The sequence below is a fragment of the Prevotella sp. HUN102 genome (assembly GCF_000688375.1).
GTDB lineage: Bacteria > Bacteroidota > Bacteroidia > Bacteroidales > Bacteroidaceae > Prevotella.
On the sequence record NZ_JIAF01000004.1, the window covers coordinates 1,306,190 to 1,331,993 of the forward strand.

Below are 25,804 nucleotides of genomic sequence, written 5' to 3' on the forward strand. Positions count from 1 at the left end.
ACATCTCAAACAGTAAAATATCAACGGAAAGGATAGAGCGAAAACTAAAACCTTTCAATATACATAAGAATATGGAAAACTTCAAACTCAGTAGCATTGAAGATGCTATTAAGGATTTCAAGGAGGGAAAATTCGTTATCGTTGTAGATGATGAAGACCGTGAAAATGAGGGCGACCTTATTATGGCTGCTGAAATGATAACCCCTGAAAAGGTAAACTTTATGCTGAAGAATGCCCGAGGGGTACTCTGCGTTCCCATTACGCTGGACAGAGCCAAGGAACTCGACCTTCCACATCAGGTATCTGACAATACATCCGTATTGGGCACTCCCTTTACCGTTACGGTGGATAAATTGGAAGGATGCTCCACAGGCGTTTCCGTACACGACCGTGCAGCCACCATCAAGGCATTGGCAGACCCCAATTCCACGCCACAAACCTTCGGACGTCCCGGCCATATCAATCCACTCTACGCACAGGATAACGGTGTGTTGCGCCGGTCCGGTCATACGGAAGCTGCCGTAGACCTCTGCCGACTGGCAGGTTGCTATCCCGCAGGCGTGCTTATGGAGATAATGAACGATGACGGAACGATGTCCCGAATGAAAGACCTTATTCCCAAGGCACAGGAATGGGGAATGAAGATTATCAGTATCAAGGATATTATTGCGTATCGCCTTCAGCAGGAGTCGAGTATAGAGGTGGGCGAAGAAGTGGATTTGCCTACGGAACACGGCGATTTCCACCTGATTCCTTTCCGTCAGAAAAGCAACGGTATGGAGCACATGGCACTGATCAAGGGCGAATGGAAGGAAGATGAGCCTATTTTGGTGCGCGTGCATTCCTCTTGCGCAACGGGAGATATTCTGGGAAGCCGCCGCTGCGATTGTGGTGAACAGCTCCGAAAGGCGATGGAAACCATAGAGAAGGAGGGTAAAGGCGTTATCATCTATATGCAGCAGGAAGGCCGCGGCATAGGTTTGATGAACAAGATGCGCGCTTACAAGCTCCAACAGGAGGAAGGACTCGACACTGTAGACGCCAATATCCATCTTGGATTCAAGCCTGACGAACGCGATTATGGCTGTGGCGCACAGATGCTTCGCCATCTGGGGGTTCACAAGATGAGGCTGATGACCAACAATCCCACTAAACGTGTCGGTTTGGAGGCATACGGCTTGGAAATCGTGGAAAACGTGGCATTGGAAGTAACCCCGAATCAATATGATTATCGCTACCTCAAGACAAAGAAGGAGCGTATGGGGCACGAATTGCATATTTAATGGAGTTTTGTAATAAAACTAAGGTTAAAGAATGTTTCTATGAAACAAAATGGCATTTATTTCGTCTGATTGGATGAAATAATGCCATTCTTTTTTCGTTATAGTTCTATAAGAGAGTTATTCTTTGGAAGAATCAAATTTATTATATATAGAAGATCTATGCAGTATTTAAAAAGGTGTGAGTGTTGTAAGTAGCTGGAAGTCAGTTAATAACAACTCCGTTTCCAAACGTGCGAAGAACGCAGCGCAATCTTCGTAAAAACGCACTGCAAGTGTGCGAAGAATGGAATGCTTTCTTCGGTTACTTGCAAATCGTGTTTCCGTCGGCCTGCAAGAATGGTTGTTTCGCTGGTTTGGAATGATACTATTCTCTTGATGAAATAAGTCGGGAGTATTAGGTAAAATGAAAACGCATTGCAGAATCAGTTTACCTTAACAAGGATAAGCAATTTTGTCTAAACTTAAATAAAAACAAGTAAAAAGAACGTAAAAAAGGCACGGCAAGGTAGTAAAATTTTAACGGTTAAAAGTTGTTAATCGTAGTTTTGGTTGTTCGAGATTTGCTATCTTTGCGAAAAATGTAGGCTGAGAGTTGGCTTTGCAAAAGCTGCTTTATGCACAAACTGTTTATAATCAGAAAGATAATAACAATTCAATTCATTAATAACTAAAAATTAAAATTTTATCAAATTATGGCAACTACACAACAAAAGGTAGCCCCAAAGAAGAAATCTGAGGGCTTTAACGGCGTAAGAGCAGCATTCTGGATCATCGTTGTATGCGCAGTCGTAGCATTCGTATTGTTCTTTACATGGTTCGGAAACGATATGCACTTCCAGGATCCGGGCACAAAGGAACATCCAGCTGACGTATGGGGTACAATCTTCAAGGGTGGTATCGTCGTTCCTGTACTTCACACATTGTTGCTTACCGTGTTGGCTATGTCTATCGAGCGTTGGATGGCTTTGAAGACTGCTTTCGGTAAGGGTTCTCTTCCTAAGTTCGTAGCTAACATCAAGACAGCTCTCAACGCAGGCGATATGGCTAAGGCTAATCAGCTTTGCGACCAGCAGAGAGGTTCTGTGGCTAACGTTGTTAAGGCTTCTTTGAATGCTTATGCCTCTATGGAGTCTGGTGCAAACGCAAACTTGAAGAAGGCACAGAAGGTAGCTAAGATTCAGCAGGCTCACGAGGAAGCAACTCAGCTTGAGATGCCTACTCTTACAATGAACCTCCCTATCATCGCTACACTCGTAACACTTGGTACTCTTACCGGTCTTCTCGGTACTGTAGTCGGTATGATCAAGTCGTTCTCTGCTTTGGCTTCAGGTGGTGGTGCAGACTCTGCAAAACTTTCAGAAGGTATCTCTGAGGCGTTGATCAACACTGCTTTCGGTATCGGTACATCTTGGTTGGCAGTAGTATCTTATGGTTACTTCTCAAACAAGGTTGACAAGTTGACTTACGCACTCGATGAAGTTGGTTACTCAATCGCTCAGACATACGAAGCAAACCACACAGAAGAAGCTTAATTTTTGCTAACCCTTTAAATACATTATCGCTATGGGTAAAGTAAAGATTAAGAAGCAAGACACGTTCATCGATATGACGCCTATGTCAGACGTTATGACCTTGTTGCTTACTTTCTTTATGCTTACTTCTACATTCGTGAAGAGTGAGCCGGTGAAAGTAAACACTCCGGGTTCGGTGTCTGATATGAAGGTGCCTGAGAACGGTGTCCTGACAATTCTCGTTAGTCCTGAAAAGGACGCAAGCGGGAAGCCTACTGGCGAAGGCCAGGTATTTTTGAGCTACGATAACACCAATCAGTTGGCTGACATTGTAGATATGGTTGCAACGCTGACACCAGAGCAGAAGAAGACTTTCTTGGCTGAATCTACTTTCGGTGCTCCTATCGACAAGCTTGCAGAATATCTCTCAAAGCCGGCAAAGGTTCGTGGCGAAGAGCTCCCAAAGATGGGTATTCCTCTCGATAGTACTGGACAGGATATGACTGAGTTCCAGCAGTGGGTTAATGCGGCTCGCCAAGTTAATCCGGAAGTGAAGTTGGCAATCAAGTCTGATGCAACTACTCCTTACGGAACAGTAAAGAAAGTAATGAGCGAACTCCAGGATATGGACGAAAGCCGTTACTATATGATCACTCAGTTGGATGCAGGTAAGGCTAAGGCTGCATCGGATGCAAATAAAAAGGAGGATTAACAATGGAAATGATGGATACAGGAAAAGGAGGAGGCGGCAAGCAGAAAAAGATGTCCACTCGCGTAGACTTTACGCCTATGGTGGATATGCTTATGCTTCTCATTACCTTCTTTATGCTTTGTACTTCGCTTAGTAAGCCTTCTACAATGCAATTGACGATGCCTAGCAACGACAAGAATACTGATGACAGTAAGAAGAATGAGGCAAAGGAGTCTCACTCTATTACAATCTTCATCGGCGACAACGACAAGATTTTCTATGGCGAGGGCAAACCTCAGCTCGATAATCCTGCTTGGTTGAAGCCTGCGGATTGGGGAACTGGCAATACTGGTATTCGTTACGTCCTTCAGCACAAGAAAGTGGACGATGGAGCTAGCATTCCTTACGAAGATATGCGTATCGCTATTCAGGAGCTTAATAAAAAGAAGGCTGCAAAGCCTGAAAGCTATCCTGACAGCATTTACAGAGCTGAAGTGGACGCAATCAAGAATGGTACGATTGACGGACAGAAGAAATCTACTTTGACTGTCATTATCAAGCCTACTGATTCGTCTTCGTATAAGAACTTGGTTGATATTCTCGATGAAATGCAGATTTCATATATTGCAACTTATGTCATTGACAAGGTTTCTGATGAAGAAAAGACTGCCCTTTCTGCAAAAGGCGTCAAACCCTAATCACTGACATATAACAATTAAAGAAAAACAATGGCAAAAATAGATTTATTAGATCCCAAATGGGGCGATTTGGTTTTCGCCAACAAGAACAAGGAATATGGAGCTTATCAGCTTCGTAAGTCTGTTTCTTCGCGAAATATTAAAGCCTTAGCTATTCTGCTTATTGCTGCATTCCTCGGTGGTGGTTATCTTGCTTTCAAAATCAAACAGCACAATGATGAGTTGGCTGAATTGGAAGCATACAATGCTCAGATGGAATTGAAGGCGTTGGAAGAAGCTAAGAAAGAGCAGGAGAAACGTAAAGAGCAGCAGAAAAAGGCCGAACCTAAAATCGAGCCGGAAAAGGTTGTTCCTGAAACTCGTGCAACTATTCAGTATACTGCACCTGTCATCAAGGATGATGACGAGGTAAAGGCTGAAATGCCTCCACAGAACGTGGTGAACAAGAGGACGGAAGCTATTTCCTCTGTAACACAGGAAGGTACTGATGACCGTACTACTGTTGCGGCAAGAGCTGAAGTGGCAACTCCTGAACAGGTTTTGCCACCACCTCCTCCAAAGGAAGAGCCGAAGATTGAGGAACCAAAAGAAGACATCAACAAGAAAGTCTTCAAGGTTGCTGAGCAGATGCCTTCTTTCAAAGGTAACGTGAACCAGTGGTTGTCATCTCACTTGCAGTATCCGGCAGTTGCAGCTGAAAACAACATTCAAGGTAAAGTTATCGTTCAGTTCGTGGTTAGTCGCGACGGTAGCGTGAGAGATGCTCAGGTTGTGCGTGGTGTAGACCCTTCACTCGACAGAGAAGCTCTTCGCGTTGTGAACAGTATGCCTAAGTGGAATCCTGGTATGAACAATGGTCAGGCTGCCAACGTACAGTATACTCTACCTATTACCTTCAAGTTGCAGTAAGCAAATTGCATTGGTAAATTAATCAATTGCATTAGCAAGTTAAATAAATTGCATAGGCAAATTAATTAATCAAATTGCATTCAGCAGATTAATATGAAAAGATCCATGTTCTACATTGCAGTAGGATTGATACTATCACTTACCTTTTTCTCTTCTTGTGGAGAGAAAAAGCGTAAGGATGGTAGAACAGATACACCGACGTCAGGGACGATTAAATTCGCCTCTGACGAAAGTTTTAGTCCTTTTATCGAGGAAGAGTTGAAGAATTATCAATACAAATATCCTCAAACTCATCTGATACCTGTATATACAGACGATAATACTGGTATGCAGATGCTTTTAGATTTGAAAGTAAACTTATTTTTCACATCGCATATTCTTGAAGAAGGCGAGGATGCTATCCTGAGAGGAAAGGGTCCTATCCCATCAGTATTCCCGATTGGATATGATGGTATAGCATTCATTGTAAACAATGGCAATCCTGATTCTTTAATAACAGTTGATAACGTTAAGCGTGTATTGACTGGTCAGATCAAAAAGTGGAATGAATTAAATTCAAAATCCAGTATAGGCGATATCGAAGTTGTATTCGATAATAAGGCTTCGGCAACTTTGCGTTTTGTTGTGGACTCTATACTGGGAGGTAAAGATATAAAAAGCGATAACGTCGTAGCGGCAAAGAATAGTAAGGCCGTTATAGATTATGTGCACAAAACACCAAATGCCATTGGAGTAATTGGTTCAAATTGGCTGAATGATAAGCGGGATACTACAAACATTACGTTTAATAAGGATGTCCGTGTGATGTATGTATCTAAAGCTGACAGAGCTGTGCTGTCTGATAGTTGGCAGCCATACCAATATTATCTTTTAAATGGCAATTATCCATTCGTAAGAACGATATATGCAATAGTAGCCGACCCACATAAGGCTTTGCCTTGGGCGTTTGCAAACTACATATCGAATCCAATTGGGCAGAAAATTATGCTGAAGACGGGATTATTGCCTTACAGAGGGGATATTACGTTGCGTCAAGTGGAAGTAAAGTCTGAATAAAAATTAAAATATTAAACTTCTATGGAGAAATAACATCAGAGGATTAAATGCCACAAGAAGTTTAACTAAATAAAAAGAAATTATGAAAACTAAAAGATATCTATTGGCAGGTGCTTTGATACTAAGTTTATCAACATCTGCATTTGCACAAGACAATGGTTATGAAGCTGCGCTTAATCCTATTATAAGTGCATTGAAGGCTTCTCCAAACGATCCAAAGGCAGGTAAGGATGCTATCAAAGCCTATATGAAAGCCTTTAAGAAAGATGAAAAGGCTCTCGTAGCATTGGGTAATGTTTATTTGTCGCAGCGTAATTATCAAGGGGCAAAGGATGTTGCAAACCTCGTAGTAACAAATAAGAAGATGAACGGTAGCCTTGGTTACTTGCTCCTTGGAGATATTGCTGCTCTTGAGGACAGCATTGGTAACGCAGGTGCGGCAGCACAGCAGTATCAGACAGCTATCAGTTTGGATCCACATAATGTAGAGGCATACGAGCGTTATGCCAGAGTATATCGCCACGTAAATTCTGATGTAGCTGTTCAGAAACTTGAAGAACTTCGTCAGATTGAGCCAAACTATCCAGTTGAAGCTACTGCTGCTGAAATTATGTTCAACGACAGAAAGTATACAGAGGCTTTGGAATGGTACAACAAGGCTAATACTTCATACCTGACAGAAGACCATTTCTACAGATATGGCTACACAGCTGTGTTGTGTGGAAAGTACGATAAGGCTATCGAAGTAGCTAATACTGGTTTGCAGAAATTCCCCGGAAGTGAATATGTTTCACGCGTTGGTATGATGGGTGCAACTGAAAAGGGCGATTATGCTAAGGCACTCAGCTTTGCAAGCACTATGTTTGCAGGTTCTGGACAGAAGGTTGCTAACGACTATGCTGTTTATGGTAAGGCTCTTTGTGGCAACAAGCAGTATGATGAGGCATTGACAAACCTCAATAAGGCTTTGGAAATGGATAAGGACAACATTGAACCATTGAAGGCTATTGCTGATGTTTATGCTGCTCAAGGTAATGAAGATAAGTCTTTGGAAGTTCAGATGGAATACCTTTCTAAGAGCAAACGAGCTAATTCTAACGACTGGTTGAAACTCGCCCAGACTTATGTGGATAAGGCTAATAAGGCTGCTGAAGCTAAGAATATCGAAGAAAGAAATGCTGCTTTGGATAAAGCTATCGGTGTTTACGAAAGTATGCTTCCTAAGTTCCCATCAATTTCAGATTACATCTGGTTGAATCAGTCTGAAGCTGCCCGTTTGAAGAATGACGCTGATCAGGTTGCAGCTATCTATAAGAAGGTTGCAGCTTTTGAAGAAGCTAAGCCTTCATTAAATGCAGAAGCAAAGACTTATTTGGAAATGGTTTACTACGGACTTGGTTACTATTATTCAAAGAAGGGTGATAAGGCAACAGGAGATAGCTACTTTAAGAAAGTTTTGGAAATCAATCCAAATCATCCGAATGCAAAGGAAGCTCTTGGTATGTAATTGATGCAATAGCGATATAAAGGAAAAAGCGATAACAGCAATGTTATCGCTTTTTTATGCTCAATGATTTATTTTGGAATGTTTGTTTAATATTGAGTAGGTAATGTAATATAAGGTGAAAAGGTAGATGGAATGATAGATAAAGGTCGTATGAAGAGGGAACAAGGAGGCAATAACTATTTGGAATATAGTTTTAGTGGGATGATAATTTGTGAATATAAGGTTTTTTGAAGTGCTTCTTATGCTTTTAACAGAATCTCTTTTAATGGCACCATTACAAATTCGCGCTGTTCCATTAAAGGATGAGGAACGGTAAGATGAGGTTCATTTATCCGAAGATTGTCGATGAGAAGAATATCGATGTCTATGATTCGATCCTGATACTGACCGTCTATTGTTTTATGATTGCGTCCCATTTCTCGTTCTATGCGTTGTGTTGCAGCCAGAAGTTGGAGAGGTTCTAAGTCTGTTGTGATGCAAATACAGGCATTCAGGAACGTGTTGGGACTATCAAAGCCCCAAGGTTCAGTTTCATAAAATGAAGATTGACGCAATACTGCGCCAATACTTTCATTTATCTTTGCGATGGTCTCTGTCAAAATAGCACGGCGATTGCCGAGGTTTGAGCCGAGACCAAGGTAAGCGGTTCGCATTGCCATTTTATTAATCGTTGAGAATCAGCATTGCATCGCCGAAGCAACCAAACATATAACCTGCTTTTACAGCCTTGTCGTAGGCTTCCATCACGAGGTCGTATCCACCGAATGCTGCCGTTTCCATCAGTAGCGTTGAATATGGATGGTAGAAGTTTACCAGCATAGAGTCTGCCAATCCGAAAACGTATGGAGGGAAGATAAACTTGTTTGTCCATCCTTCGTACTCTTTCAGTAATCCATCGGTTCCTACGGCCGTCTCCGTTGCCTTGACAACACTCGCACCAACGGCACAAACGTGATGTCCTGCAAGTTTCGTTTCGTTCACAATCTTGCAGGCTTCAGCCGTGATGTGCATTTCTTCCGAGTCCATCTTGTGCTTTGTTAGGTCTTCCACTTCAATCTCGTGGAAGTTGCCCAAACCACAATGGAGCGTAACGAATGCCTTCTTGATGCCTTTAATCTCCATCATCTTCATCATCTGTTCAGAGAAATGGATATTAGTTCCGGGAGCAGTAACAGCTCCTTCCTTATCGGCAAACACAGTCTGGAAGTTTTCCAAATCGTCAGCGTCGGCGTGTGCAAAGTCTTCTCCGGCTTCCTTCTCACGATTATCAATGATATAGCGTGGGAGAGGAGCCTCGCCCAAAGCGTAGAGTTCCTTCTTGAACTCATCGTGAGGACAGTCGTAGAGGAAACGAAGCGTGCGACCACGCGATGTTGTGTTGTCTATTACTTCTGCCACCATCGAGCCAGACTCATCGAAGAAGAGCTTATTACCGATACGAATCTTACGTGCAGGCTCTACCAACACATCCCAAAGGCGCATTTCCTGATTCAGCTCGCGAAGCAGAAACACCTCGATTTTCGCATCGGTCTTTTCTTTCGTGCCGTAAAGACGGGCAGGGAACACCTTTGTGTCGTTCAACACGAAAGTGTCGCCTTCATCAAAATAGTTGAAGACATCTTTGAAACGGATGTAGTCTTCCTCTTTCGGTTCACCCTTTACTTCCTTATTAAACATTTCGATAGTTCCAGACTTACGGTGCAATATCATCAGTCGGGCTTCATCTCTGCGTGTAATCTTGAAAGTCTGACTGGTTCCATCGGCACGATTCAATGTGCGTTCTGATGAATGAGGATACAAAGCCACCTGATCGGCAGGTAAATTGAATTTGAATTGTGAAAGCTTCATCTATTATTTATCTTCTTTTTCTATTGTCTGTTTGTTCAACCATTCTTCAAAATGGTCGTAATTTATGCAGTCTTCTACCCGGACGTCGCCCACTCTGGTTCTGCGCAATGCGGTAAGATAGGCACCGCTGTGGAGAACACGTCCCACATCTCTTGCCAAGGCGCGGATATAAGTACCTTTTCCACAGACGATGCGAAGTGTAAGCTGCATTTTTTCCACATCAAAGTCCATAATTTCAATCTCATCGATACGGATATTCTTTGCCTTCAGCACCACCTCTTCGCCCTGTCGTCTGTAATTGAAGGCACGTTTTCCGTTTACCTTCACTGCGCTGTAAGTAGGGGGAATCTGTTCAATATCGCCGATGAACTGGTGCAGTACGGTGTCTACGAGTTGCGGCGTGATATGGCTCGTAGGAAACGTTTCGTTCACTTCGTGTTCCATGTCATAACTGGGCGTGGTTGCGCCCAACTGCATCGTGGCAACATACTCCTTTGTGTGTGCTTGCAGGGATTCTATTTCCTTAGTTTTCTTGCCAGTTGCGAGGATAAGGACGCCTGTTGCCAATGGATCGAGCGTACCTGCGTGTCCGATTTTCACTTTTCCTCCGTAGGCTTGCGAACATTGATAGCGCACGTGTGCCAAAGCCTTGAAGCTGGTAATACCACACGGCTTATCAATGGGAATGAGAACTCCTTCTTTGAAATTCATATCTCTGTTCAATCGGGATTTAATCAACCATATTCAGCGATACGCCTGACAGAAGCATAATGAGAATAACGGTACCCACTATGATTCGATACCAGCCGAATGCCTTGAAACCATACTTTGCCAGAAAGCTGACGAACCACTTCATTGCTAACAATGCTACGATAAACGATACCACGCAGCCGACAGCCAAGAGGAAAAGATTCTCGCTCGTAGCCCAAGCACTGTCGCCTTTCAGCACGTCTATCATATCGAGCAGCGTAGCCCCCGCCATAGTTGGCACGGCAAGAAAGAAAGAAAATTCCGCGGCCTTCTTTCTTGTCAGCCCGTTTGCCATACCACCGACGATGGTAGACATAGAACGGCTCATACCCGGTATGACAGCAAGGCACTGAAATAGGCCGATGTTGAATGCACGCTTGTTCGTTACCTCGTTTTCTTCCACTCCCTTATTGAAAATCCTGTCGCAAAAGAGCATAAAGATACCACCGAGGATGAGCGTTATAGCCACGACCTCAACGGAATCGAGCAGCCAGTCGAGGAAACCACTCTTCTTTGCAGCCAATCCCACCACAACAGCGGGAATCACTCCGATGATTAATTTGCCGTAAAGTTTCCACATTTCTTGGTCAAAGCTGAAGAATTTTTTCCAATACAGGCAAACAACGGAGAGGATAGCACCGAACTGAATAATGAAAGTAAAGGAATGAACGAACTCGTTTCCCGGTTCAACGCCCAACAGATGCTGCGTAATAATCATATGCCCCGTCGATGAAACCGGCAAGAACTCTGTCAGTCCTTCAACGATTGCAATGATGATAGTCTGTATTAAATCCATTATCCTTTCTTGATTTCAGTTTCGTCAGTTATCTCGCTTTTTGTTTCCACACCGTTTTCTTCATCTTTGGGCTTATACATAATTGCGCCAATGATGGAAATGAAACCGATGAAAGTAACTGCCGGAGCTACTTTGATGCGCATTGCGCTGAAAATTTCAGGATTAAACTCTGAATTTGTAGAACCACTTCCACTCATCAGTATAAAGCCCAAAATGATGATTGCCAAGCCAACAGCCAACAAGATGTAGTTGGTTTTGCCGAATGCTAAATTCCTTTTGTCCATAAGTTTATGAATTATCCTGACCTCTGCAAGCTGACTATCTGCGGCATCGGTCAGGAAACTGAATATCTTTTATTATTAAATCTTATACAAGTCGCCAGCCTTCATCTTCAAGAACTTGTTCACGGAGAGCCAAGAGCAGATGAAAGTAATGAGAATACCGAAAGCCAACATCACACCGGCAGTAATGAACAACACATCGTAGTCGAGTATCACGGTAATTTCCGGATCGTATTTATAGAGGAACGACATACCAATGCCCAATACAATGATAGCAATCATCGCCGAAATGAATCCCAACATTACTGCCCGGCGCAGGAAAGGCATACGGATAAAGTTCCAGGACGCACCCACCAGCTTCATTGTATGGATAGTGAATCTCCTTGCATATACGCTCAGTCGGATGGTATTGTTGATCAATGAGAACGAAACGATGGTCAGCAATGCTGCAATTACGAGCAACACCAACCCGATTTTGCCCAATGTGCGGTTCACACTCTCCACAAGGTCCTGACGGTAAGTAACATCGCTCACGCCTTTGAACGATTTCAATTGCTTGGCAATCCCTTTTATGGAATCGTTGTTGGCATAGTTAGCCTGCAATTGCAGCTCTATTTCTGCCGTGAATGGGTTTTCTCCGGCAAATTCAGCGGGATTCGCCCCCAATTCCTTTGTGCCTTCCTTCAGGGCTTCTTCCTTGCTGATGAATTTCAGGCTGTTGATGTATTCCAACTGATCGACACGTTCGCACAGGGCAGAACATTCCTCATTGCTCATATCAGGCTGAAGAATCATCGTGATAGTGAGATTCTCCTTCACGTAAGAGCTTAAATTACGGCTGGTAAATACTGTCAGCACCACCATACCAATGAGAATAAGCACCATAGCCGTGCTTATACATAGGGTAACAACCTGCAAACTGCGATGTTTACGGGCTTTATTTCGTCTTTTTGTCATTTCTCTAATAGGTATAATACACCAAATTCCTTGCAAAGGTAGTGTAAAATGGCTTAAATTCAAAAGAAATTATAGTTTATTTGCAAACACTTGGAAAAATCCAACAGACACAGTTCCGTATATGATTTAATTGTTTTACCTTTGCCCTTGAACAAGGTTTAAAAATCAATGCCCAACATACAACGGACATTCTGAAAAGGCATTCGTAAAAACGATGCCTGAAACAACAACACTATGAGCACCATTATATATCCATCACCAATTTTCGGCCCGGTAAAAAGTCGCAGACTGGGCATTTCTCTCGGTATCAACCTCCTTCCCGGCGACGGAAAAGTATGCACATTCGACTGCATCTACTGCGAATGTGGTTTCAATAAAGACTACCGAACAAAATCCCCGTTCCCGACTCAGGCAGAAGTGGCACGCAAACTGGAAGAAAAGCTGAAAGAAATGCAGGCGACAAACGAGCTTCCCGATGTACTCACGTTTGCCGGAAATGGCGAACCTACGGAAAATCCACACTTTGCTGAAATCATCGACGACACGATTCGTCTGCGCAACCGGTATTGTCCGAATGCCAAAGTTTCCGTACTGAGCAATTCCACTTTCATTCATCGTCCAAAGGTTTTCGAGGCATTGCTGAAAGTTGATAACAATATTCTGAAACTCGACACCATTAGTGACGACTATATTAATAAGGTGGACCGACCTGTTATTCCTTCTTATAAGGTTGAAAAAATTATTGAAGGAATGAAAAAGTTCAATGGAAAGCTCATCATTCAAACGCTCTTTATGAAAGGAACATCTCAGAGCGGTATCGATGTGAACAATGTGAAGGAAGAGTTTATCGTTCCTTGGCTCAAGGTCGTAAAGGAAATTGCGCCAAGAGAAGTAATGATATACACTATTGCGCGCGAAACTCCAGATCCGAATCTCGAGAAAGCCACGAAAGAAGAACTGGATTCCATTCGCGACAGAGTGATAGAGATGGGCATTCCCTGCTCGGCTTCATATTGATAAGATGAACTCGATTAAGGGCTTCTTGTAAAATATTTTCAGTCCAAATTGGTGTTAAGAAATCTTTATCGCACGATTGCCTTGCAATCTTCGCACAAATGTAGTCTAAACGTGCGAAGAATGCAAGGCATTTTTGCGAAGATTGAGAGTCAGATAAACGGAAGATGCAAACGTTTGTAAATCAATGTTTTGTAAGTCTTAATCTGTTTGCGCCTTAAAAAATCTGTGTAAATATTTTTCGTATATCTTCTTACCGATTGAATTATGCCTATCTGCTTAACCGTTGTCGGGCAGTTTGTTCAGTTTCTTTCCTTTCCCGGCATTTGGTTTCTCGTACCGTTAAGAAATACATAATGGACGGTGGAAATTGTTAATGGAGCTTTATGTGCTTGATATAAGTCAATAAAAACCACAAAAATAGCACAAAATACAGATAAATATTTGGTTGTGTGCGAAAACAGTAGTACCTTTGCAACATCAAAAAGATAAAATAGATTGTTTAGGTTAGTAGTAATAGATTTAGGTTTTTAGTTAATTTTTTAAGGTAGAACAAAAGAGATTGTTCAGGAATTAGAAAATAGGTTAGTCAGGTAATAAAGATTATTTCAGAAAAGGATAACATTTGATGCAAGATTCAGGGGAACGCCGTGAGGCGGGAACCCAAATCAAGCTCAATCAGAATGATGATTTTACATTATTTAATAGACAGATGCAGAGCTGCAAGGCTCTGCATTTTTCTTTTCATCAGCTTTTCGACAGAGTTTTTATACCGAATTATTTGGAATGTTGCAATATTTCTCTATCTTTGCATTTGTCAATGTCAGATTGAAACGTATCTGTCTGTATATTGTTCATTATTTTAATAAATCTTGATTAATTATGAAGAAACTCTCACTCCTTGCATTTTGTGGTACAGTGCTGATAGCAGCACCGATGAATGCACAAGTTAGTTTCGATAATCTTTCGGCCGAACAGATGGAAGTGCTTCGCAAGTTTGAAGTTATGAAACAGCAGAGCGAGCAGCAGCGTACCGACGGTTTTTCGGTCGGTATGAAGACAAATGCTCCTCAGAAGTTGAAGAATCCGATGAGATTCGGGCAGAAGACAGTTGTTAATCGTGCAGCAGCTACACAGCGCAGAAAGGCTACAACGGAAATCTTTGCTGCCGGATGGAGCAACACCCTCCGTTCACAGGCTGAATTTGATCAGTTCTCTGTTATCGACGCCAATGCAGACGGCAAGACGTGGGCATTCAGACCATACGATGAAGGCGGCGAAACGATGTACCAATACAGTACGACTAATCAGGCTGACGACTGGATGATTTCCCCGGGATTGCAGATGAAGGCTGGCAAAACCTACTATGTTGAGTTCAAGACCCGTTGCGTTCAGTCTACCTATGCCGAGAAGATAGAAGTGAAATACGGCACGGCGGCTACGGCCGAAGCTATGATTAATGAGATTCTGCCTGTAACGGAAGTGGCAAACACGAGCTACAACACGCACCAGAAGATGATTAAGCCGAGTGCCGACGGTGTTTACTACATTGGTTTCCACGCTGTCAGCGATGCGTTCAAGATTAATCTGATGGTGGCCGACGTGTCGGTTGTTGCAGCACCGGAGCCTAAATCGCCGGCAGGTGTAACGAATGCGACCGTAACTGCCGATCCTTCTGCGGCATTGAAGGCAACGATTACTTTCAACAATCCAACGCTTGCATTCGACGGAAGCGCACTCGGTTCCATCACGGGCGTGAAAATAATGAGCAGTGGCGAGCAGAAAGCAAACCTTCCTACAACTGCGATTGGCGGTGCTATGTCATTCGTAGACGAGTCTCTCAAGAACCCGGGTATTGCGCATTACACCATCGTGCCTTACAACGAGTTTGGCGACGGAAAGGCAGTAAGCGTGTCGGCTTACATTGGGCTTGATTCGCCTGCCGCACCTGAAAACGTAGTGCTTTCCAATGATCCTGAAAGTATGGTGCTCAGTTGGAATCCGTCAAAGGCAGCTCATAACGGCGTGATTGTTCAGGACGATATCTCTTACAATATCTATACAGTTGTCTACGATAATTATGGTTCGGCTGTGCTGGATAAGAAGAAGGGCAGCACGCCAGACGGCGAAACGTCCTTTAGCGTTGGTCAGGGAGCCGATGAGGGCAAGCCTGCCGTACTCGAGTTGGCCGTAGAGGCAGAGAATGGTTCGGGCACAAGCGACGGCTTTACCGTTTCCAATTCCGTCTTGCTCGGCAGGCCCGACAAAGCTCCGTTCGACGAATCATTTGCAGATGCCACACCTGCAAAGTTGCTGATACCATTCGGAGAAGGAACCGGCGTCAGTTATGGACAGGCCGGTGCTGGTTTCACGGTCGATGAAGACGCAAACGGAGATGGTGGGTCGGCATATTTGCAGACATTGTCGAGCGACAGCGTGGGATTCTACACCTACAAGGTAAATCTTGCCAATACCACGCAGCCCAAACTCGTGTTCAGCAAAAAGACCGGTGCCGACGTTGGCACATTCTACGCCTATGCTGAAAAGGCAGATGGCACGAGAGTGAACTTGTTGGAGGAAGACTTGTCGGCAGTAGCTCCGTCGGAGGGTTGGAAGACATACAAGTACGACCTTTCGCAATTCAAGGACGAACGCTACATATTGGTGGGCTTTGCATACGCCGAAATGTCAGGTGGATTCGTGCAGCACAATATCTACATTGACGATATCCACGTTGGCGACCTTGTGGCAAAGGATTTGAAGGCTTCCGTCTCTGCGCCTGCAAAGTTGGAACGTGGTGCTTCCTCTTCGGCTACGGTGCGTATCAACAATATCGGCGACGAGGATGTAGACAGCTATCGTGTCTTGGTAACTGCTGATGGTAAGGAAATCTACAATGAAGTTGTCAGCGAGCCGTTGGCTTCTTATAAGAATAAGATAATAGAGGTGCCGTTTACCGTGAACAGTCTGACGGAAGGCAGTTATTTCAACATTCTGGTAAAGGTAACAGCCGACAACGATGCGAATGAGGACAACGACGAGGTGCAGCATTCCGTTGAAATCAAAGAACCGAGTGTTTCTCCAGTAGAAAATCTTGCTGCTGAAAACGTGGTTGGTGCTGGCAAGATGGACATCAGGCTCACTTGGGACAAGCCTTCTCCACTCGTAGAAAAGACGGAAAGTTTTGAAGTCTACGAAGACTGGAACATTGCCGACGACGGTCTCGGCCCTTGGATTAGAAAGGATATGGACGGTGGTGCCACGGGTGGCAACTTCGTTTACAATGGCAACACCGAAGTAACTTACGAGAATATGGGAGAAAGATTTGCCTACATCGTGTTCAACGACCATAATTTCGGTGGCTACGACTTGCAGAATCTCGGCATCAAGTCGTTCGCTGCCCACGCCGGCGACAAGTGTCTGGCATCTATGTGGGGTGCAGCCTTCGACTTTGCATCGGGCGAATATCAGAACTGCGACAACAACGACTGGCTTATTTCTCCGGAATTTGCAGGTGGTTCGGTAAGTTTCTGGGCAAAGAACCTTGTTGCGAGAAGTGCAGACGGAAATACCTATGACCTCAAGCAGGCCGTGGAAGTGCTTTACTCTACTACCGATCAGGAAGTCGGCAGCTTTACGAGCATCGACACCTGCTATGCCGAAGGTGGCGAATGGAAACAGTTCACGGTAAACGTTCCGGCCGGAGCCAAGTATTTTGCATTGCGCAACGTAACGGATGTGAAGAACACATTCCTCTTGCTGCTCGACGACGTAACCTATACCGTCAATGGCGGAGAGGCCGTAAGCTACAACGTTTACCGCGACGGCGTGTTCATCGGCAATACAACCAGTCTGACATTTACCGATGCAAATGTTGCAGACGTGCCTCATACCTATCAGGTTGTGGCCGTTTATGGCAATGGTCAGGAGTCATCGCCACGCAGCGTATCAACCGTAACTTCGGGCATTACGACCGTTGAGCCTGCTGCCGATAAGCCGTTTGATGTTTATGCTGTGAACGGTGTGCGCGTACTTCAGGGCGCAACATCGCTCAATGGGCTGCCAAAGGGCATTTACATCGTAAACAATCAGAAAGTTGTTGTGAAGTAAATCCTTGAGTTGATTACATTTTTGATACATAAATTCAGGGCTGTCTGCATTTCGTGGATAGCCCTGACTGTTTTTAAATTCAGTGAGTTCTTGTTGATTAATCATAGGTATATTCTTTCTCTTCTATATCTGATATTCGTTAATATGGTGTTGCGATAATAGTTTCATAATAGTGAGACAGTTGTTTCATAATTATGAGACAACTGTTTCATAGTTATGAAACTATTATAGTTATTCCGTAACGACAATGTAGTTTCCTTAGAATGTGGGATAAAAGATAAGGAGAAAAACTTTTAAAGCCGAGCGTATGAAGATGGAAAGTACTTTACTTGTAAACCTTTGAAATAGTTGCCTCTATAATCTTATATGGAGTATGTGGGTTTTATGAAAATTGGCACGATTTTCTCTCATCTGTTCGTGAGATAATGAAATTAATTGGTTAAATTTGCAAGGGAATATTCGGATATTGAATTATTAAGAACTTGCCCGAGTCCATAGAAAAAAGATAGCAAGAATCGTATGAAGAAATCTGCTTGTCAGCTCCTTCATCTGTGCGCTTGTTTACTTTCCCGGGCTTGGATGATTAAAAAGGAGAATGAAATGAAGATATTAGGAAACGTTATTTGGCTTGTTTTCGGCGGTTTTGAGTCTGCAATGGCATATTTTGCATCGGGTTTGGCTATGATGCTTACCATCATCGGCATCCCGTTCGGCATACAGGCTTTCAAGTTGGGATTGTACGTGCTGTGGCCTTTCGGCTTCAAGGTTGTGCCAAAAGAGGGGGGACACGGCTGCCTTGACACGCTGATGAACATTATCTGGTTTTTCATCGGCGGCATCTGGATATGGCTTATCCACGTGTTCTTCGGTTGTCTGCTCTTCATTACGATTATTGGCATTCCGTTTGCGAGGAAGCAGTTCGAGATGGCGGGGCTTGCCTTCCATCCGTTCGGAAGCAGGGTTGTGGAAGATATGTAAGACGGACGGAACGATGGAAAGGAACTGCGAAACCAGCCGCAAGGCAAAGCAAGAGAACCGAAAGTGGCACACGCCTGTCTTTGAACATCTGAATGAATAGGAAACACTTAAATTTTTATAGAATGAAACTGGCAGAAGCATTGTCAATCCGAAAGGATTTGAGCAGAAAGATAGAACAGATAAAGAGCAGACTGTTGAGCAACGTCCGCTTGCAGCAGGACGACAAGCCGGCAGAAGAGCCTGAAGAACTTTTTAAGGAACTGGACAGTTGTCTGGTGCAGTTACAGTCGCTGATTGCGCGTATCAATAAAACGAATATGAACACGGTTTCGGAAGGTAGGACGCTGACGGAGATGATGGCCGAGAAGGAGGTGCTCGGGAAGCGCATTGAGATTCTCCGTGCCGTGTTTGACAAGGGGAACGAAACGCAAGACCGGTATTCGCGCACCGAAATCAAGATGGTTACGGTGATTGACATCAAGGCGTTGAACAAGCAGATAGAGAAACTTTCAGAGCAGTTGCGCAAACTTGACATCAAGATACAGGGTTTGAATTTCCTCACGGATCTGATGGAGTAAATTCAAACGGCTTATTGGTGTAGCCACATTGTAGAGGGCGAGTTGAAAAAAACATTCTGTTAGTCGATGGAGCAAGACATTCCGCATAGCCGGATTCACGTATGATGCTCAGCACGTTGGCATTTACAATCGATGACGATTCACAGCGCACTACCACCAACTGACTTTATTCTGTGGCGAGGGTGGGTTTCGGGAATTTCCTTTTCTCTGGTTGGAGAAGGGGAGGGGTTTGATTATTTCACCAAATCCTTTATCAGAATATTGTTCAGATTGCCTACATAGGCAGCCCTTATGGTGCGCACTTCCTCCATTGTTTCGTTTCCCATCGTTTCGTCGGGATCAAGATTGAGGTAATCGTACTTGTCGTGTGGATAGGATTCCAGTAAATCTATCATCTTTCCTACGGTTATCTGATTGGTATCCCGTGTCGGGGAGAACGTGATTTCGTCGGATTCGAGCGATGAGTTTTCGGCAATCAGGTTTACTTCGCAGAGTTTGTAGAGAATGTCTGTCGTGATTCTGATAGGAATCTTTGTCAAAGTTTTCAGCTCCAATGCCGTGTATGGACGCTGTCCGGCTGCAAAACGGCGGCAGATGTGGCTCAGTATTATCGCACTCATCAGCAGTTTGTTCTTGTGGCTCACGTTCTTGGATTCAATCAGATACTCGTAGAACTCCAAGTTTTGGTTGGTGTAGCAGAGTTCTGCGCAGAACAGGCAGATATACCACGATATCTGCATCCAAAGCATAAAGAGAGGGAGAGCTGCCAACGAGCCGTAGATGGCGTTGTAGCTGGTAAGGAGTATCTGTCCGTGGATGTAGAACCATTGAAGAATGAGCATCAGTGCTCCGGCTATCAGTCCGGGAACAATCACTTTTGAGAGCTTCACTTTCGTGTTGGGCATAAATATGTACAGCACAATGAATATCAGCGACATTATGAACCAAGGGAGAATGTAGTTGATGACAAATAGAGCCAGACTTCCCACTACCCAATAGTCTTTCAGTTGGTTGGCGAACCCATAGAGATAGATGCTGAGGCCCGACATTATGATGATGGCGATTGGGATGAGGAACATCATTGCCGTGTAGTCCGTGAACACTCGGTTCCAAGGGCGCGCGCCCTTTACCTGCCAGATGGAGTCGAACACGCGCTCGATGGTGTTGATGAGCGATATGACGCTATAAAGCATAAAGATGAGGCCGATTCCAATGAACAGCCCTGCCTGTGCGTGGAGCAGATAGGAATTGGACAACTGTATGAGCCAGTCGGCTACGTCGGGCTGACTGGACAGCAGAACCCTGCATTGCTGTTCGATATAGACTGCGAATCCGAATCCTTTTGCAATGGCAAAGATGAGCGAGAAAATCGGGACTATGGCGAGAATGGTGCTGAAAGACAACTGCGTGGCATAGTCGATATGCCCTCGCTCGAAGAAGAACTTCACGGCAAGATACATCTTTTGGAAGAGACGCAGCCATAAACTACGCTTTGACGAGTCGTCTTCGCTCGTTCGCCACATTCCAATCTTCAGGAAATGTTTGATTCGTGCTATATTCATTGTCGGTTATCTTGTTTTGAAATGCAATACGTCGGAATGCCGTTTGCTCGATATGTATGTTCTGCAAACTTAATAAAAAAAATCCAATTATGGTTGGTTTCTGCGAAAAAGCCGTGTAATGGACAGACAATGGAGCGTGGAGAGATATGAAAGATAAGTATGAATGTGTTGATTCGGATATATCTCGTTGCCTTTTACGGTTCAGTTGGTTCCTGTCTGAGGTTTCTTGTTGGTAAAAAGAAAACCGAGTTTTCACTCATCGGGAGTGAAACTCGGTTTGTTTTTCAATGCTTGGTCGTGAAATTAGATTATTCTTCTTTGTTGTCGTCTGCTATGATAACAGCATCTTCAATGTCTTCTTTCTCGGAAACTACCGTACCCTTTACAATCCGATTTTCTTCAATCTTGTCGAAAGCCTTTTTCATCTGATGAATCTTAAGGGTATTCAATAGTTCTATTACGCCGTAGAATATCAGACACCAACCGATAATAAGGAGTTGTGTTGAGGTTTCAATGTCGCGTTTTGCCAAGATAAAGCCTCCAACACCTAACGTGATTATCGGGAATAGCCAATAGAGCAGGGGAATACGTGCAAACTTGCTTGCAGCAATCAGATTGATAAATTGGCTGATTGCGCCGAGAATGAGAATGGCCGCAAGAATATACACCACCCATTGCAAGAAGTTCTGGTGCATAAAGGCGAGGATGATGCCGAGGATGGCACTTCCGATTCCAACTATTGGTATCATCGGCAGTCTTTGCAGCTTCTCTTCTCCTTCTTCTATCGCCTTACTGTTCGCTCTCTGAATCTTTGATTTATCAATAAAATAGGCTATGCAGGAGAATAAACCTGACAGGAAAAACAATCCTCCGACTGTTACGGTAAGCCATCCGGCCGACTCTTCTCTGAATTGAGCCAGCAACACTCCGACTACGCAGGCAATGATGGCACGGAGAATAGAACTTTGCATTAGTTTCATAATTTGTCGTTTATATTGGTTGCATAATGTTTCTACAACTCTACAAATTTACAAAATATTCCGAATTATGGGGACTAAGTCTGAATAATTTACTAATTTTGTTGTAAAATATCTTATTATGACAACCTTATATTTGGTAAGACACGGCGAAACGGTGGATAATGCCAACCGTATTATGCAGGGACACACGCCCGGTATGCTGAACGAAATTGGTATCTTGCAGGCTGAAGAAGTGTCCGAGAAACTGAAAGATGAGCATTTCGATGCCTTTGTGTCCAGCGATTTGCGACGCAGCATCCATACTTGTGAGATTATTGCCCGTCCGCATCAACAGGATGTTATTACCACTCCTTTATTGAGAGAACGGGACTGGGGCTCGTTTACCGGTAAATACATTCCTGAATTGGCAAACTTGAACGATCCGACGAAATGGCCTGAGGATATAGAAGCACTTGAGGCGATGAAGAACCGGGCAGGTAATTTTCTGGAATGGATAAAAGAAAACTTTCCCGACAGGAAAGTATTGGCAGTAGGACACGGTATTATAAACAAGGCCGTGCAGAGCGTGTACTTCAATAAGCCGATGAATGAGATTCCTCCAATGAAGAATGCCGAGATAAGAATACTCGAATTATAGTACCATATATGAAAAGTGAAAGGAACTCCATATCACATGGAATTCCCTTCTGTCATCTAAATAACTCTCTAAATTGCCATTTTTCCTATGGCATGGCTTCGACAAGCCATTGCATTTTCTATTTACTTGTTTTTATATATGTTGAAGTTAAGTGGCAAATTACTTTACTGAAAAATCTCTTACCTAAACAAACATTATACTCTTGAGGTCTTGTATTATCTTTTAAATTATCTAATTGTAATCTTTTATCTGTGTCCTCCGAAGCGTGAGCTGCCTGCCGAGCGTGAAGCACCGCCACCGAATGAACGATTTGGAGTTCCCGTGGGACGATTGCCTCTTGACGGTGTGAATGAACGGCTTGGTGCCTGGCGGGTTGTACTTCCACCGAACGAGCGACTTCCACCAAATTGTCTGTTGCTCGGAGTTGTTACAGTAGTTCGTGTTGAACTCTGACGGCCTGTGTTGGCTCTGCTGCGGCTTCCGCCAAAGTTTCTGCCGTGCTGATTGCCGAACGAGCGATGGCCGTTGGATGCTGTGTTTGTTCCAATGTTGTTTGAGCGCGCATTATCGAATCCGTTGCGATAGTCGCCTCTCTGGAATCCGTCTCTCATTCCGAATTGTCTGCCGTTGTTTCTGCTCGGATCTGCAAAGCTGCGTCCGTTATACCAGCTTCGTCCTCCGTTCATACGCCAACTGTGGCCTCCACGATATGCGGTGTAGAAATGAGGTCTGCCGAAGTAGAAGTAATCTCTACGGGGATAGCGGGCATAGATACCGAAGTGCCAGTTGCCGGCATCCCACCAAAGCGGGCGATAGAAATAACTGGCTTCCACGAATGAGCGATACTGCCAGTCGAGCAGAATATAGCTCAAGTCGAGATTGCGATGAGTCCAGTATGCGCCGTACAGGTCGTCGGCCGTGTTTACGCTCATCAAGTAATCCAGATTTATTTCGTATGCTGCTTCGTATTGCTCTTCTGTAAGATTGAGCTCGTAAGCCATTTTATCAGTCAGGAACAAGGCTTGGATACGTGCCTGTTCATATCCCATAGCGTTCGTAGAAACAGCCATAGTGAACATTGCAATGAAGGCTAATATGTATTTCTTCATAATTGTTTCCTTTCTCTTGTTATATTCTGTTTTTGTAATACTTCATTCTAAATTACGATGCAAAGGAACGAATAAAAAACAAGTCTATGAAAGGAATATCCCTAATGGGGAGGGGAATTTCCCTAAAACCCCGTCAGGCGGATCAATTCAGTCTGCCGTTTCCTTGTCAATTCCTATGCCTTTCGTCTGTTTTTGCAAAGGAATTACAGCACAAAATAGGCAACATAATGAATGTCTGCCGACAGGTAAAATAATACGGATTTGCAAGTATGCGAAAAACGCAATGCAATCTTCGCATACTTGCGATGCGTTCTTGCGAAGAATGGAACGCAATCTTCGCACGTTTGAAAAGTGTCTTTTAAATATCTGATTTACAGGTACTTACAGATTTGTTAAAAATAAGATTATAGCATACATTACTTATATGGTTACTGTTTTTAAAAAGGATGCTTTTGCCGTATAAGCCAACTTTCTTATCTGTTGCCTTGAACCTAACTCCAGAAGGTATATTCGTTTTTATAAATAAAAATGGGGCGTGATTTGATGAATCATCGCCCATAATTGGATTGGATTTGAAGTGTTACTTTTCCTTGTCAAGCACTGAATATTCACTGTTGTTGCTCACATATTCAGGCACTAATTCCTTCATAAGTTTCACAATTTCCATACTTTGGTAGTTGTGGCTTACCTTTATGAGGTTCTCAATTCGTGCATTGACATCCTCAAAATCATATTCTCTGACCTGAGCAATGCGAATCTTGTCGTGGAAACTTGGAAGTGTGTTTTCGGTTGTGCTCAAAACTTCTTCATACAACTTCTCGCCTGCACGCAGTCCTGTATATTTCACTTCCACACCTGTTGCTCCCGACAGCTTAATCATTCGCTTCGCAAGGTCGGCAATTCGCACCGGCTTACCCATATCGAACACAAATATCTCGCCACCTTTGCCGTGTGTGCCGGCTTCAAGCACCAGTTTGCAGGCCTCCGGAATGAGCATAAAGAAACGAATGATGTTAGGATCGGTTACCGTTACCGGACCACCTGCCTTGATCTGCTTTTCAAACAACGGAATGACAGAACCGTTTGAACCTAATACATTGCCGAAACGCGTAGTAACGAACTGTGTTGCACTACCGTTTTCCGCATTGATTTTCTTGTTGAGGCTCTGGCAATAAATCTCGCAAATGCGCTTGGAGCAGCCCATTACGTTTGTTGGATTCACGGCTTTATCGGTGGAAATCATCACAAACTTCTTGACTCCGTACTTAACGCTCAAGTCGGCAATGACCTTTGTGCCCCAAATGTTGTTCTGAATACTTTCAGACGGATTGTTTTCCATCATCGGAACGTGCTTGTAGGCAGCAGCGTGGAATACGTATTCCGGTTTGCTGTTGCGGAAAATGGATTCCATTCTGTCGTAGTTTGAGATACTTGCCACAATAATCTGTACTTTGATGTCGGGCCAGTTGAAGTGCATCATCAGGCGAATATCGTGCTGAGGTGTTTCAGCTTGGTCGATAAGGATGAGTTCAGCAGGCTTGTAAATGGCAATCTGTCTTACCATTTCAGAGCCGATAGAACCGGCTGAACCGGTAATCATTATTCGTTTTCCATTCAGCAGATTGCCGATAGCATCCATATCCACAAGGATTTCGTCGCGTGGGAGCAAGTCTTCGATGCTGATTTCCTTTAGTTGAACGTTCTTGAAATCCTGATTTTCGTCCCATTCCTTGGTGCGTTCTGTCAGGTAAATATGAATACCGGCATTGATTAATATATCCTGTAATTCGGTATCGGCGCGAAAACGTTCCACTTGAATAGGTGAAACCAATACTGCCTGAATGTTCATTTCCTTCAGATAGTCGCCCAATTTCTCATTCACGATATATATCTTCTCGCCCATAAGGATACGACCTTTGAAAGCCGAGTCGTGAGCAATGAATCCCTTCAGGCGAAATTTGCTGTGCGATTCGTTGCGGATATTTTTTGCAAGTCCGATTCCTCCTTCCTGAACACCGTAGATCAAGGTGCGAACTCCCTTGTCGGAGTTGAACATTACATCATAGAGCGACTTGACAAGAATGCGGAATGCAATCATACCAATCGTGGCAACCAAGTACATTGCAGCAATCTGTCGGCCTTCAAGTCTTATAAATTCCAAGTTCCATCCATATACAATGTAGTGCATTACCTCAGCAATGACAAATGAAAGGAACATTGCAAGGCTGACACGCTGCAAATCAATGAAGGAAGAATACCTGATGATGCCTGAATAGGTACGGAACACTCTGAACCCAATCAGGTTGAATATCATATAGACGAATATGGTCTTGGTCAGCAATCCTATGTTGGCGAGCGTTAAGGCTCCGTGATAATATAGCCAGAAAACGAATATGCCAGACAAATAGCAGATTAGGCAGTCCACAAGAAGCACTACCCAATATGGTAAAGCGTTTTTAGAAAAATACCAATCAAAGATTTTTCTTATAGCATTCATAAAATCGTTATTTAATTAAGATATCTATATGAAATACTTAAAGTATTCTAAT

The 25,804-nt window shown here is 43.7% G+C and carries 22 protein-coding genes; 12 read left to right on the forward strand and 10 right to left on the reverse strand.

The window, feature by feature from the left end; all coding sequences use genetic code 11:
- Positions 1 to 71 precede the first annotated feature (71 nt).
- The 7 genes from P150_RS0110675 to P150_RS0110705 all read left to right on the forward strand — a co-directional run bounded on the left by P150_RS0110675 (position 72) and on the right by P150_RS0110705 (position 7,655).
- A complete protein-coding gene (locus P150_RS0110675; RefSeq protein ID WP_028897665.1) occupies positions 72 to 1,283 on the forward strand; it encodes a bifunctional 3,4-dihydroxy-2-butanone-4-phosphate synthase/GTP cyclohydrolase II in 1,212 nt (403 codons plus the stop codon).
- A 692-nt stretch (positions 1,284 to 1,975) separates the two neighbouring features.
- Positions 1,976 to 2,815: a MotA/TolQ/ExbB proton channel family protein gene (locus P150_RS0110680; protein WP_028897666.1), complete on the forward strand. Its 840-nt coding sequence runs from the start codon at positions 1,976 to 1,978 to the stop codon at positions 2,813 to 2,815.
- 31 nt (positions 2,816 to 2,846) lie between these two features.
- Positions 2,847 to 3,506 (forward strand): biopolymer transporter ExbD, encoded by a 660-nt coding sequence (locus tag P150_RS0110685; RefSeq protein ID WP_028897667.1) that lies wholly within the window; start codon positions 2,847 to 2,849, stop codon positions 3,504 to 3,506.
- A gap of 2 nt (positions 3,507 to 3,508) precedes the next feature.
- Entirely contained in the window at positions 3,509 to 4,183 is a 675-nt protein-coding gene (locus tag P150_RS0110690; RefSeq protein WP_028897668.1) for a biopolymer transporter ExbD, read from the forward strand.
- A gap of 30 nt (positions 4,184 to 4,213) precedes the next feature.
- Positions 4,214 to 5,092 (forward strand): energy transducer TonB, encoded by an 879-nt coding sequence (locus P150_RS0110695; RefSeq protein WP_028897669.1) that lies wholly within the window; start codon positions 4,214 to 4,216, stop codon positions 5,090 to 5,092.
- Between the two features lie 93 nt (positions 5,093 to 5,185).
- Positions 5,186 to 6,148, forward strand: coding sequence for a PstS family phosphate ABC transporter substrate-binding protein (locus P150_RS0110700; RefSeq protein WP_028897670.1), 963 nt, complete (start codon positions 5,186 to 5,188; stop codon positions 6,146 to 6,148).
- A gap of 82 nt (positions 6,149 to 6,230) precedes the next feature.
- Positions 6,231 to 7,655 carry a lipopolysaccharide assembly protein LapB gene (locus tag P150_RS0110705; protein ID WP_028897671.1) on the forward strand — a complete coding sequence of 475 codons (1,425 nt, stop codon included), beginning with the start codon at positions 6,231 to 6,233 and terminating at the stop codon, positions 7,653 to 7,655.
- Between the two features lie 239 nt (positions 7,656 to 7,894).
- On the opposite strand, the gene folK is transcribed toward P150_RS0110705, so the two are convergent.
- From folK to P150_RS0110735, 6 genes are all read right to left on the reverse strand, one after another.
- Entirely contained in the window at positions 7,895 to 8,308 is a 414-nt protein-coding gene (gene folK, locus P150_RS0110710) for a 2-amino-4-hydroxy-6-hydroxymethyldihydropteridine diphosphokinase (RefSeq protein ID WP_028897672.1), read from the reverse strand.
- A 10-nt stretch (positions 8,309 to 8,318) separates the two neighbouring features.
- Positions 8,319 to 9,503, reverse strand: coding sequence for a tRNA preQ1(34) S-adenosylmethionine ribosyltransferase-isomerase QueA (gene queA, locus P150_RS0110715; protein WP_028897673.1), 1,185 nt, complete (start codon positions 9,501 to 9,503; stop codon positions 8,319 to 8,321).
- A gap of 3 nt (positions 9,504 to 9,506) precedes the next feature.
- On the reverse strand, positions 9,507 to 10,214 hold the full coding sequence (gene truB, locus P150_RS0110720) for a tRNA pseudouridine(55) synthase TruB (RefSeq protein ID WP_028897674.1): 708 nt from the start codon (positions 10,212 to 10,214) through the stop codon (positions 9,507 to 9,509).
- A gap of 19 nt (positions 10,215 to 10,233) precedes the next feature.
- Complete coding sequence (locus P150_RS0110725) at positions 10,234 to 11,049, reverse strand: undecaprenyl-diphosphate phosphatase (protein ID WP_028897675.1); 816 nt, start codon at positions 11,047 to 11,049, stop codon at positions 10,234 to 10,236.
- Positions 11,049 to 11,333, reverse strand: coding sequence for a DUF3098 domain-containing protein (locus P150_RS16430; RefSeq protein ID WP_051617626.1), 285 nt, complete (start codon positions 11,331 to 11,333; stop codon positions 11,049 to 11,051). The genes P150_RS0110725 and P150_RS16430 overlap by 1 nt, the downstream gene beginning before the upstream one ends.
- 75 nt (positions 11,334 to 11,408) lie before the next feature.
- A complete protein-coding gene (locus P150_RS0110735; RefSeq protein WP_028897676.1) occupies positions 11,409 to 12,287 on the reverse strand; it encodes an ABC transporter permease in 879 nt (292 codons plus the stop codon).
- Positions 12,288 to 12,521: 234 nt separating this feature from the next.
- On the opposite strand from P150_RS0110735, the gene P150_RS0110740 reads away from it, so the two are divergent.
- From P150_RS0110740 to P150_RS0110760, 4 genes are all read left to right on the forward strand, one after another.
- Positions 12,522 to 13,304 (forward strand): radical SAM protein, encoded by a 783-nt coding sequence (locus P150_RS0110740; protein ID WP_028897677.1) that lies wholly within the window; start codon positions 12,522 to 12,524, stop codon positions 13,302 to 13,304.
- 879 nt (positions 13,305 to 14,183) lie between these two features.
- The gene (locus tag P150_RS0110745; protein ID WP_028897678.1) at positions 14,184 to 17,411 is read left to right on the forward strand and encodes a choice-of-anchor J domain-containing protein; all 3,228 of its coding nucleotides are present in this window, start codon (positions 14,184 to 14,186) and stop codon (positions 17,409 to 17,411) included.
- A gap of 600 nt (positions 17,412 to 18,011) precedes the next feature.
- Entirely contained in the window at positions 18,012 to 18,389 is a 378-nt protein-coding gene (locus P150_RS0110750) for a YccF domain-containing protein (RefSeq protein ID WP_028897679.1), read from the forward strand.
- Positions 18,390 to 18,511: 122 nt separating this feature from the next.
- Positions 18,512 to 18,967 (forward strand): DIP1984 family protein, encoded by a 456-nt coding sequence (locus tag P150_RS0110760; protein WP_028897680.1) that lies wholly within the window; start codon positions 18,512 to 18,514, stop codon positions 18,965 to 18,967.
- Positions 18,968 to 19,200: 233 nt separating this feature from the next.
- Here the strand turns inward: P150_RS0110760 and P150_RS0110765 are convergent, their stop codons facing one another.
- Positions 19,201 to 20,529, reverse strand: coding sequence for a YihY/virulence factor BrkB family protein (locus P150_RS0110765; protein ID WP_028897681.1), 1,329 nt, complete (start codon positions 20,527 to 20,529; stop codon positions 19,201 to 19,203).
- Between the two features lie 308 nt (positions 20,530 to 20,837).
- Entirely contained in the window at positions 20,838 to 21,509 is a 672-nt protein-coding gene (locus P150_RS0110770) for a DUF308 domain-containing protein (RefSeq protein WP_028897682.1), read from the reverse strand.
- 118 nt (positions 21,510 to 21,627) lie between these two features.
- On the opposite strand from P150_RS0110770, the gene P150_RS0110775 reads away from it, so the two are divergent.
- Positions 21,628 to 22,146, forward strand: coding sequence for a histidine phosphatase family protein (locus tag P150_RS0110775; protein ID WP_028897683.1), 519 nt, complete (start codon positions 21,628 to 21,630; stop codon positions 22,144 to 22,146).
- A 245-nt stretch (positions 22,147 to 22,391) separates the two neighbouring features.
- On the opposite strand, the gene P150_RS0110780 is transcribed toward P150_RS0110775, so the two are convergent.
- Positions 22,392 to 23,255: a hypothetical protein gene (locus P150_RS0110780; RefSeq protein WP_028897684.1), complete on the reverse strand. Its 864-nt coding sequence runs from the start codon at positions 23,253 to 23,255 to the stop codon at positions 22,392 to 22,394.
- A 580-nt stretch (positions 23,256 to 23,835) separates the two neighbouring features.
- Entirely contained in the window at positions 23,836 to 25,752 is a 1,917-nt protein-coding gene (locus P150_RS0110785) for a nucleoside-diphosphate sugar epimerase/dehydratase (RefSeq protein WP_028897685.1), read from the reverse strand.
- Positions 25,753 to 25,804: the final 52 nt, after the last annotated feature.

Excerpts from the sequence above, each read along its gene's own strand:
- P150_RS0110740 (WP_028897677.1), top strand. The coding sequence starts at position 12,522 with ATGAGCACCATTATATATCCATCACCAATTTTCGGCCCGGTAAAAAGT.
- P150_RS0110780 (WP_028897684.1), bottom strand. The coding sequence starts at position 23,255 with ATGAAGAAATACATATTAGCCTTCATTGCAATGTTCACTATGGCTGTT.
- P150_RS0110680 (WP_028897666.1), top strand. The coding sequence starts at position 1,976 with ATGGCAACTACACAACAAAAGGTAGCCCCAAAGAAGAAATCTGAGGGC.
- P150_RS0110695 (WP_028897669.1), top strand. The coding sequence starts at position 4,214 with ATGGCAAAAATAGATTTATTAGATCCCAAATGGGGCGATTTGGTTTTC.
- P150_RS0110685 (WP_028897667.1), top strand. The coding sequence starts at position 2,847 with ATGGGTAAAGTAAAGATTAAGAAGCAAGACACGTTCATCGATATGACG.
- truB (WP_028897674.1), bottom strand. The coding sequence starts at position 10,214 with ATGAATTTCAAAGAAGGAGTTCTCATTCCCATTGATAAGCCGTGTGGT.
- P150_RS0110700 (WP_028897670.1), top strand. The coding sequence starts at position 5,186 with ATGAAAAGATCCATGTTCTACATTGCAGTAGGATTGATACTATCACTT.
- P150_RS0110705 (WP_028897671.1), top strand. The coding sequence starts at position 6,231 with ATGAAAACTAAAAGATATCTATTGGCAGGTGCTTTGATACTAAGTTTA.
- P150_RS16430 (WP_051617626.1), bottom strand. The coding sequence starts at position 11,333 with ATGGACAAAAGGAATTTAGCATTCGGCAAAACCAACTACATCTTGTTG.
- P150_RS0110765 (WP_028897681.1), bottom strand. The coding sequence starts at position 20,529 with ATGAATATAGCACGAATCAAACATTTCCTGAAGATTGGAATGTGGCGA.
- P150_RS0110725 (WP_028897675.1), bottom strand. The coding sequence starts at position 11,049 with ATGGATTTAATACAGACTATCATCATTGCAATCGTTGAAGGACTGACA.
- P150_RS0110770 (WP_028897682.1), bottom strand. The coding sequence starts at position 21,509 with ATGAAACTAATGCAAAGTTCTATTCTCCGTGCCATCATTGCCTGCGTA.
- P150_RS0110735 (WP_028897676.1), bottom strand. The coding sequence starts at position 12,287 with ATGACAAAAAGACGAAATAAAGCCCGTAAACATCGCAGTTTGCAGGTT.
- folK (WP_028897672.1), bottom strand. The coding sequence starts at position 8,308 with ATGCGAACCGCTTACCTTGGTCTCGGCTCAAACCTCGGCAATCGCCGT.
- P150_RS0110775 (WP_028897683.1), top strand. The coding sequence starts at position 21,628 with ATGACAACCTTATATTTGGTAAGACACGGCGAAACGGTGGATAATGCC.
- queA (WP_028897673.1), bottom strand. The coding sequence starts at position 9,503 with ATGAAGCTTTCACAATTCAAATTCAATTTACCTGCCGATCAGGTGGCT.
- P150_RS0110785 (WP_028897685.1), bottom strand. The coding sequence starts at position 25,752 with ATGAATGCTATAAGAAAAATCTTTGATTGGTATTTTTCTAAAAACGCT.
- P150_RS0110675 (WP_028897665.1), top strand. The coding sequence starts at position 72 with ATGGAAAACTTCAAACTCAGTAGCATTGAAGATGCTATTAAGGATTTC.
- P150_RS0110750 (WP_028897679.1), top strand. The coding sequence starts at position 18,012 with ATGAAGATATTAGGAAACGTTATTTGGCTTGTTTTCGGCGGTTTTGAG.
- P150_RS0110760 (WP_028897680.1), top strand. The coding sequence starts at position 18,512 with ATGAAACTGGCAGAAGCATTGTCAATCCGAAAGGATTTGAGCAGAAAG.
- P150_RS0110690 (WP_028897668.1), top strand. The coding sequence starts at position 3,509 with ATGGAAATGATGGATACAGGAAAAGGAGGAGGCGGCAAGCAGAAAAAG.
- P150_RS0110745 (WP_028897678.1), top strand. The coding sequence starts at position 14,184 with ATGAAGAAACTCTCACTCCTTGCATTTTGTGGTACAGTGCTGATAGCA.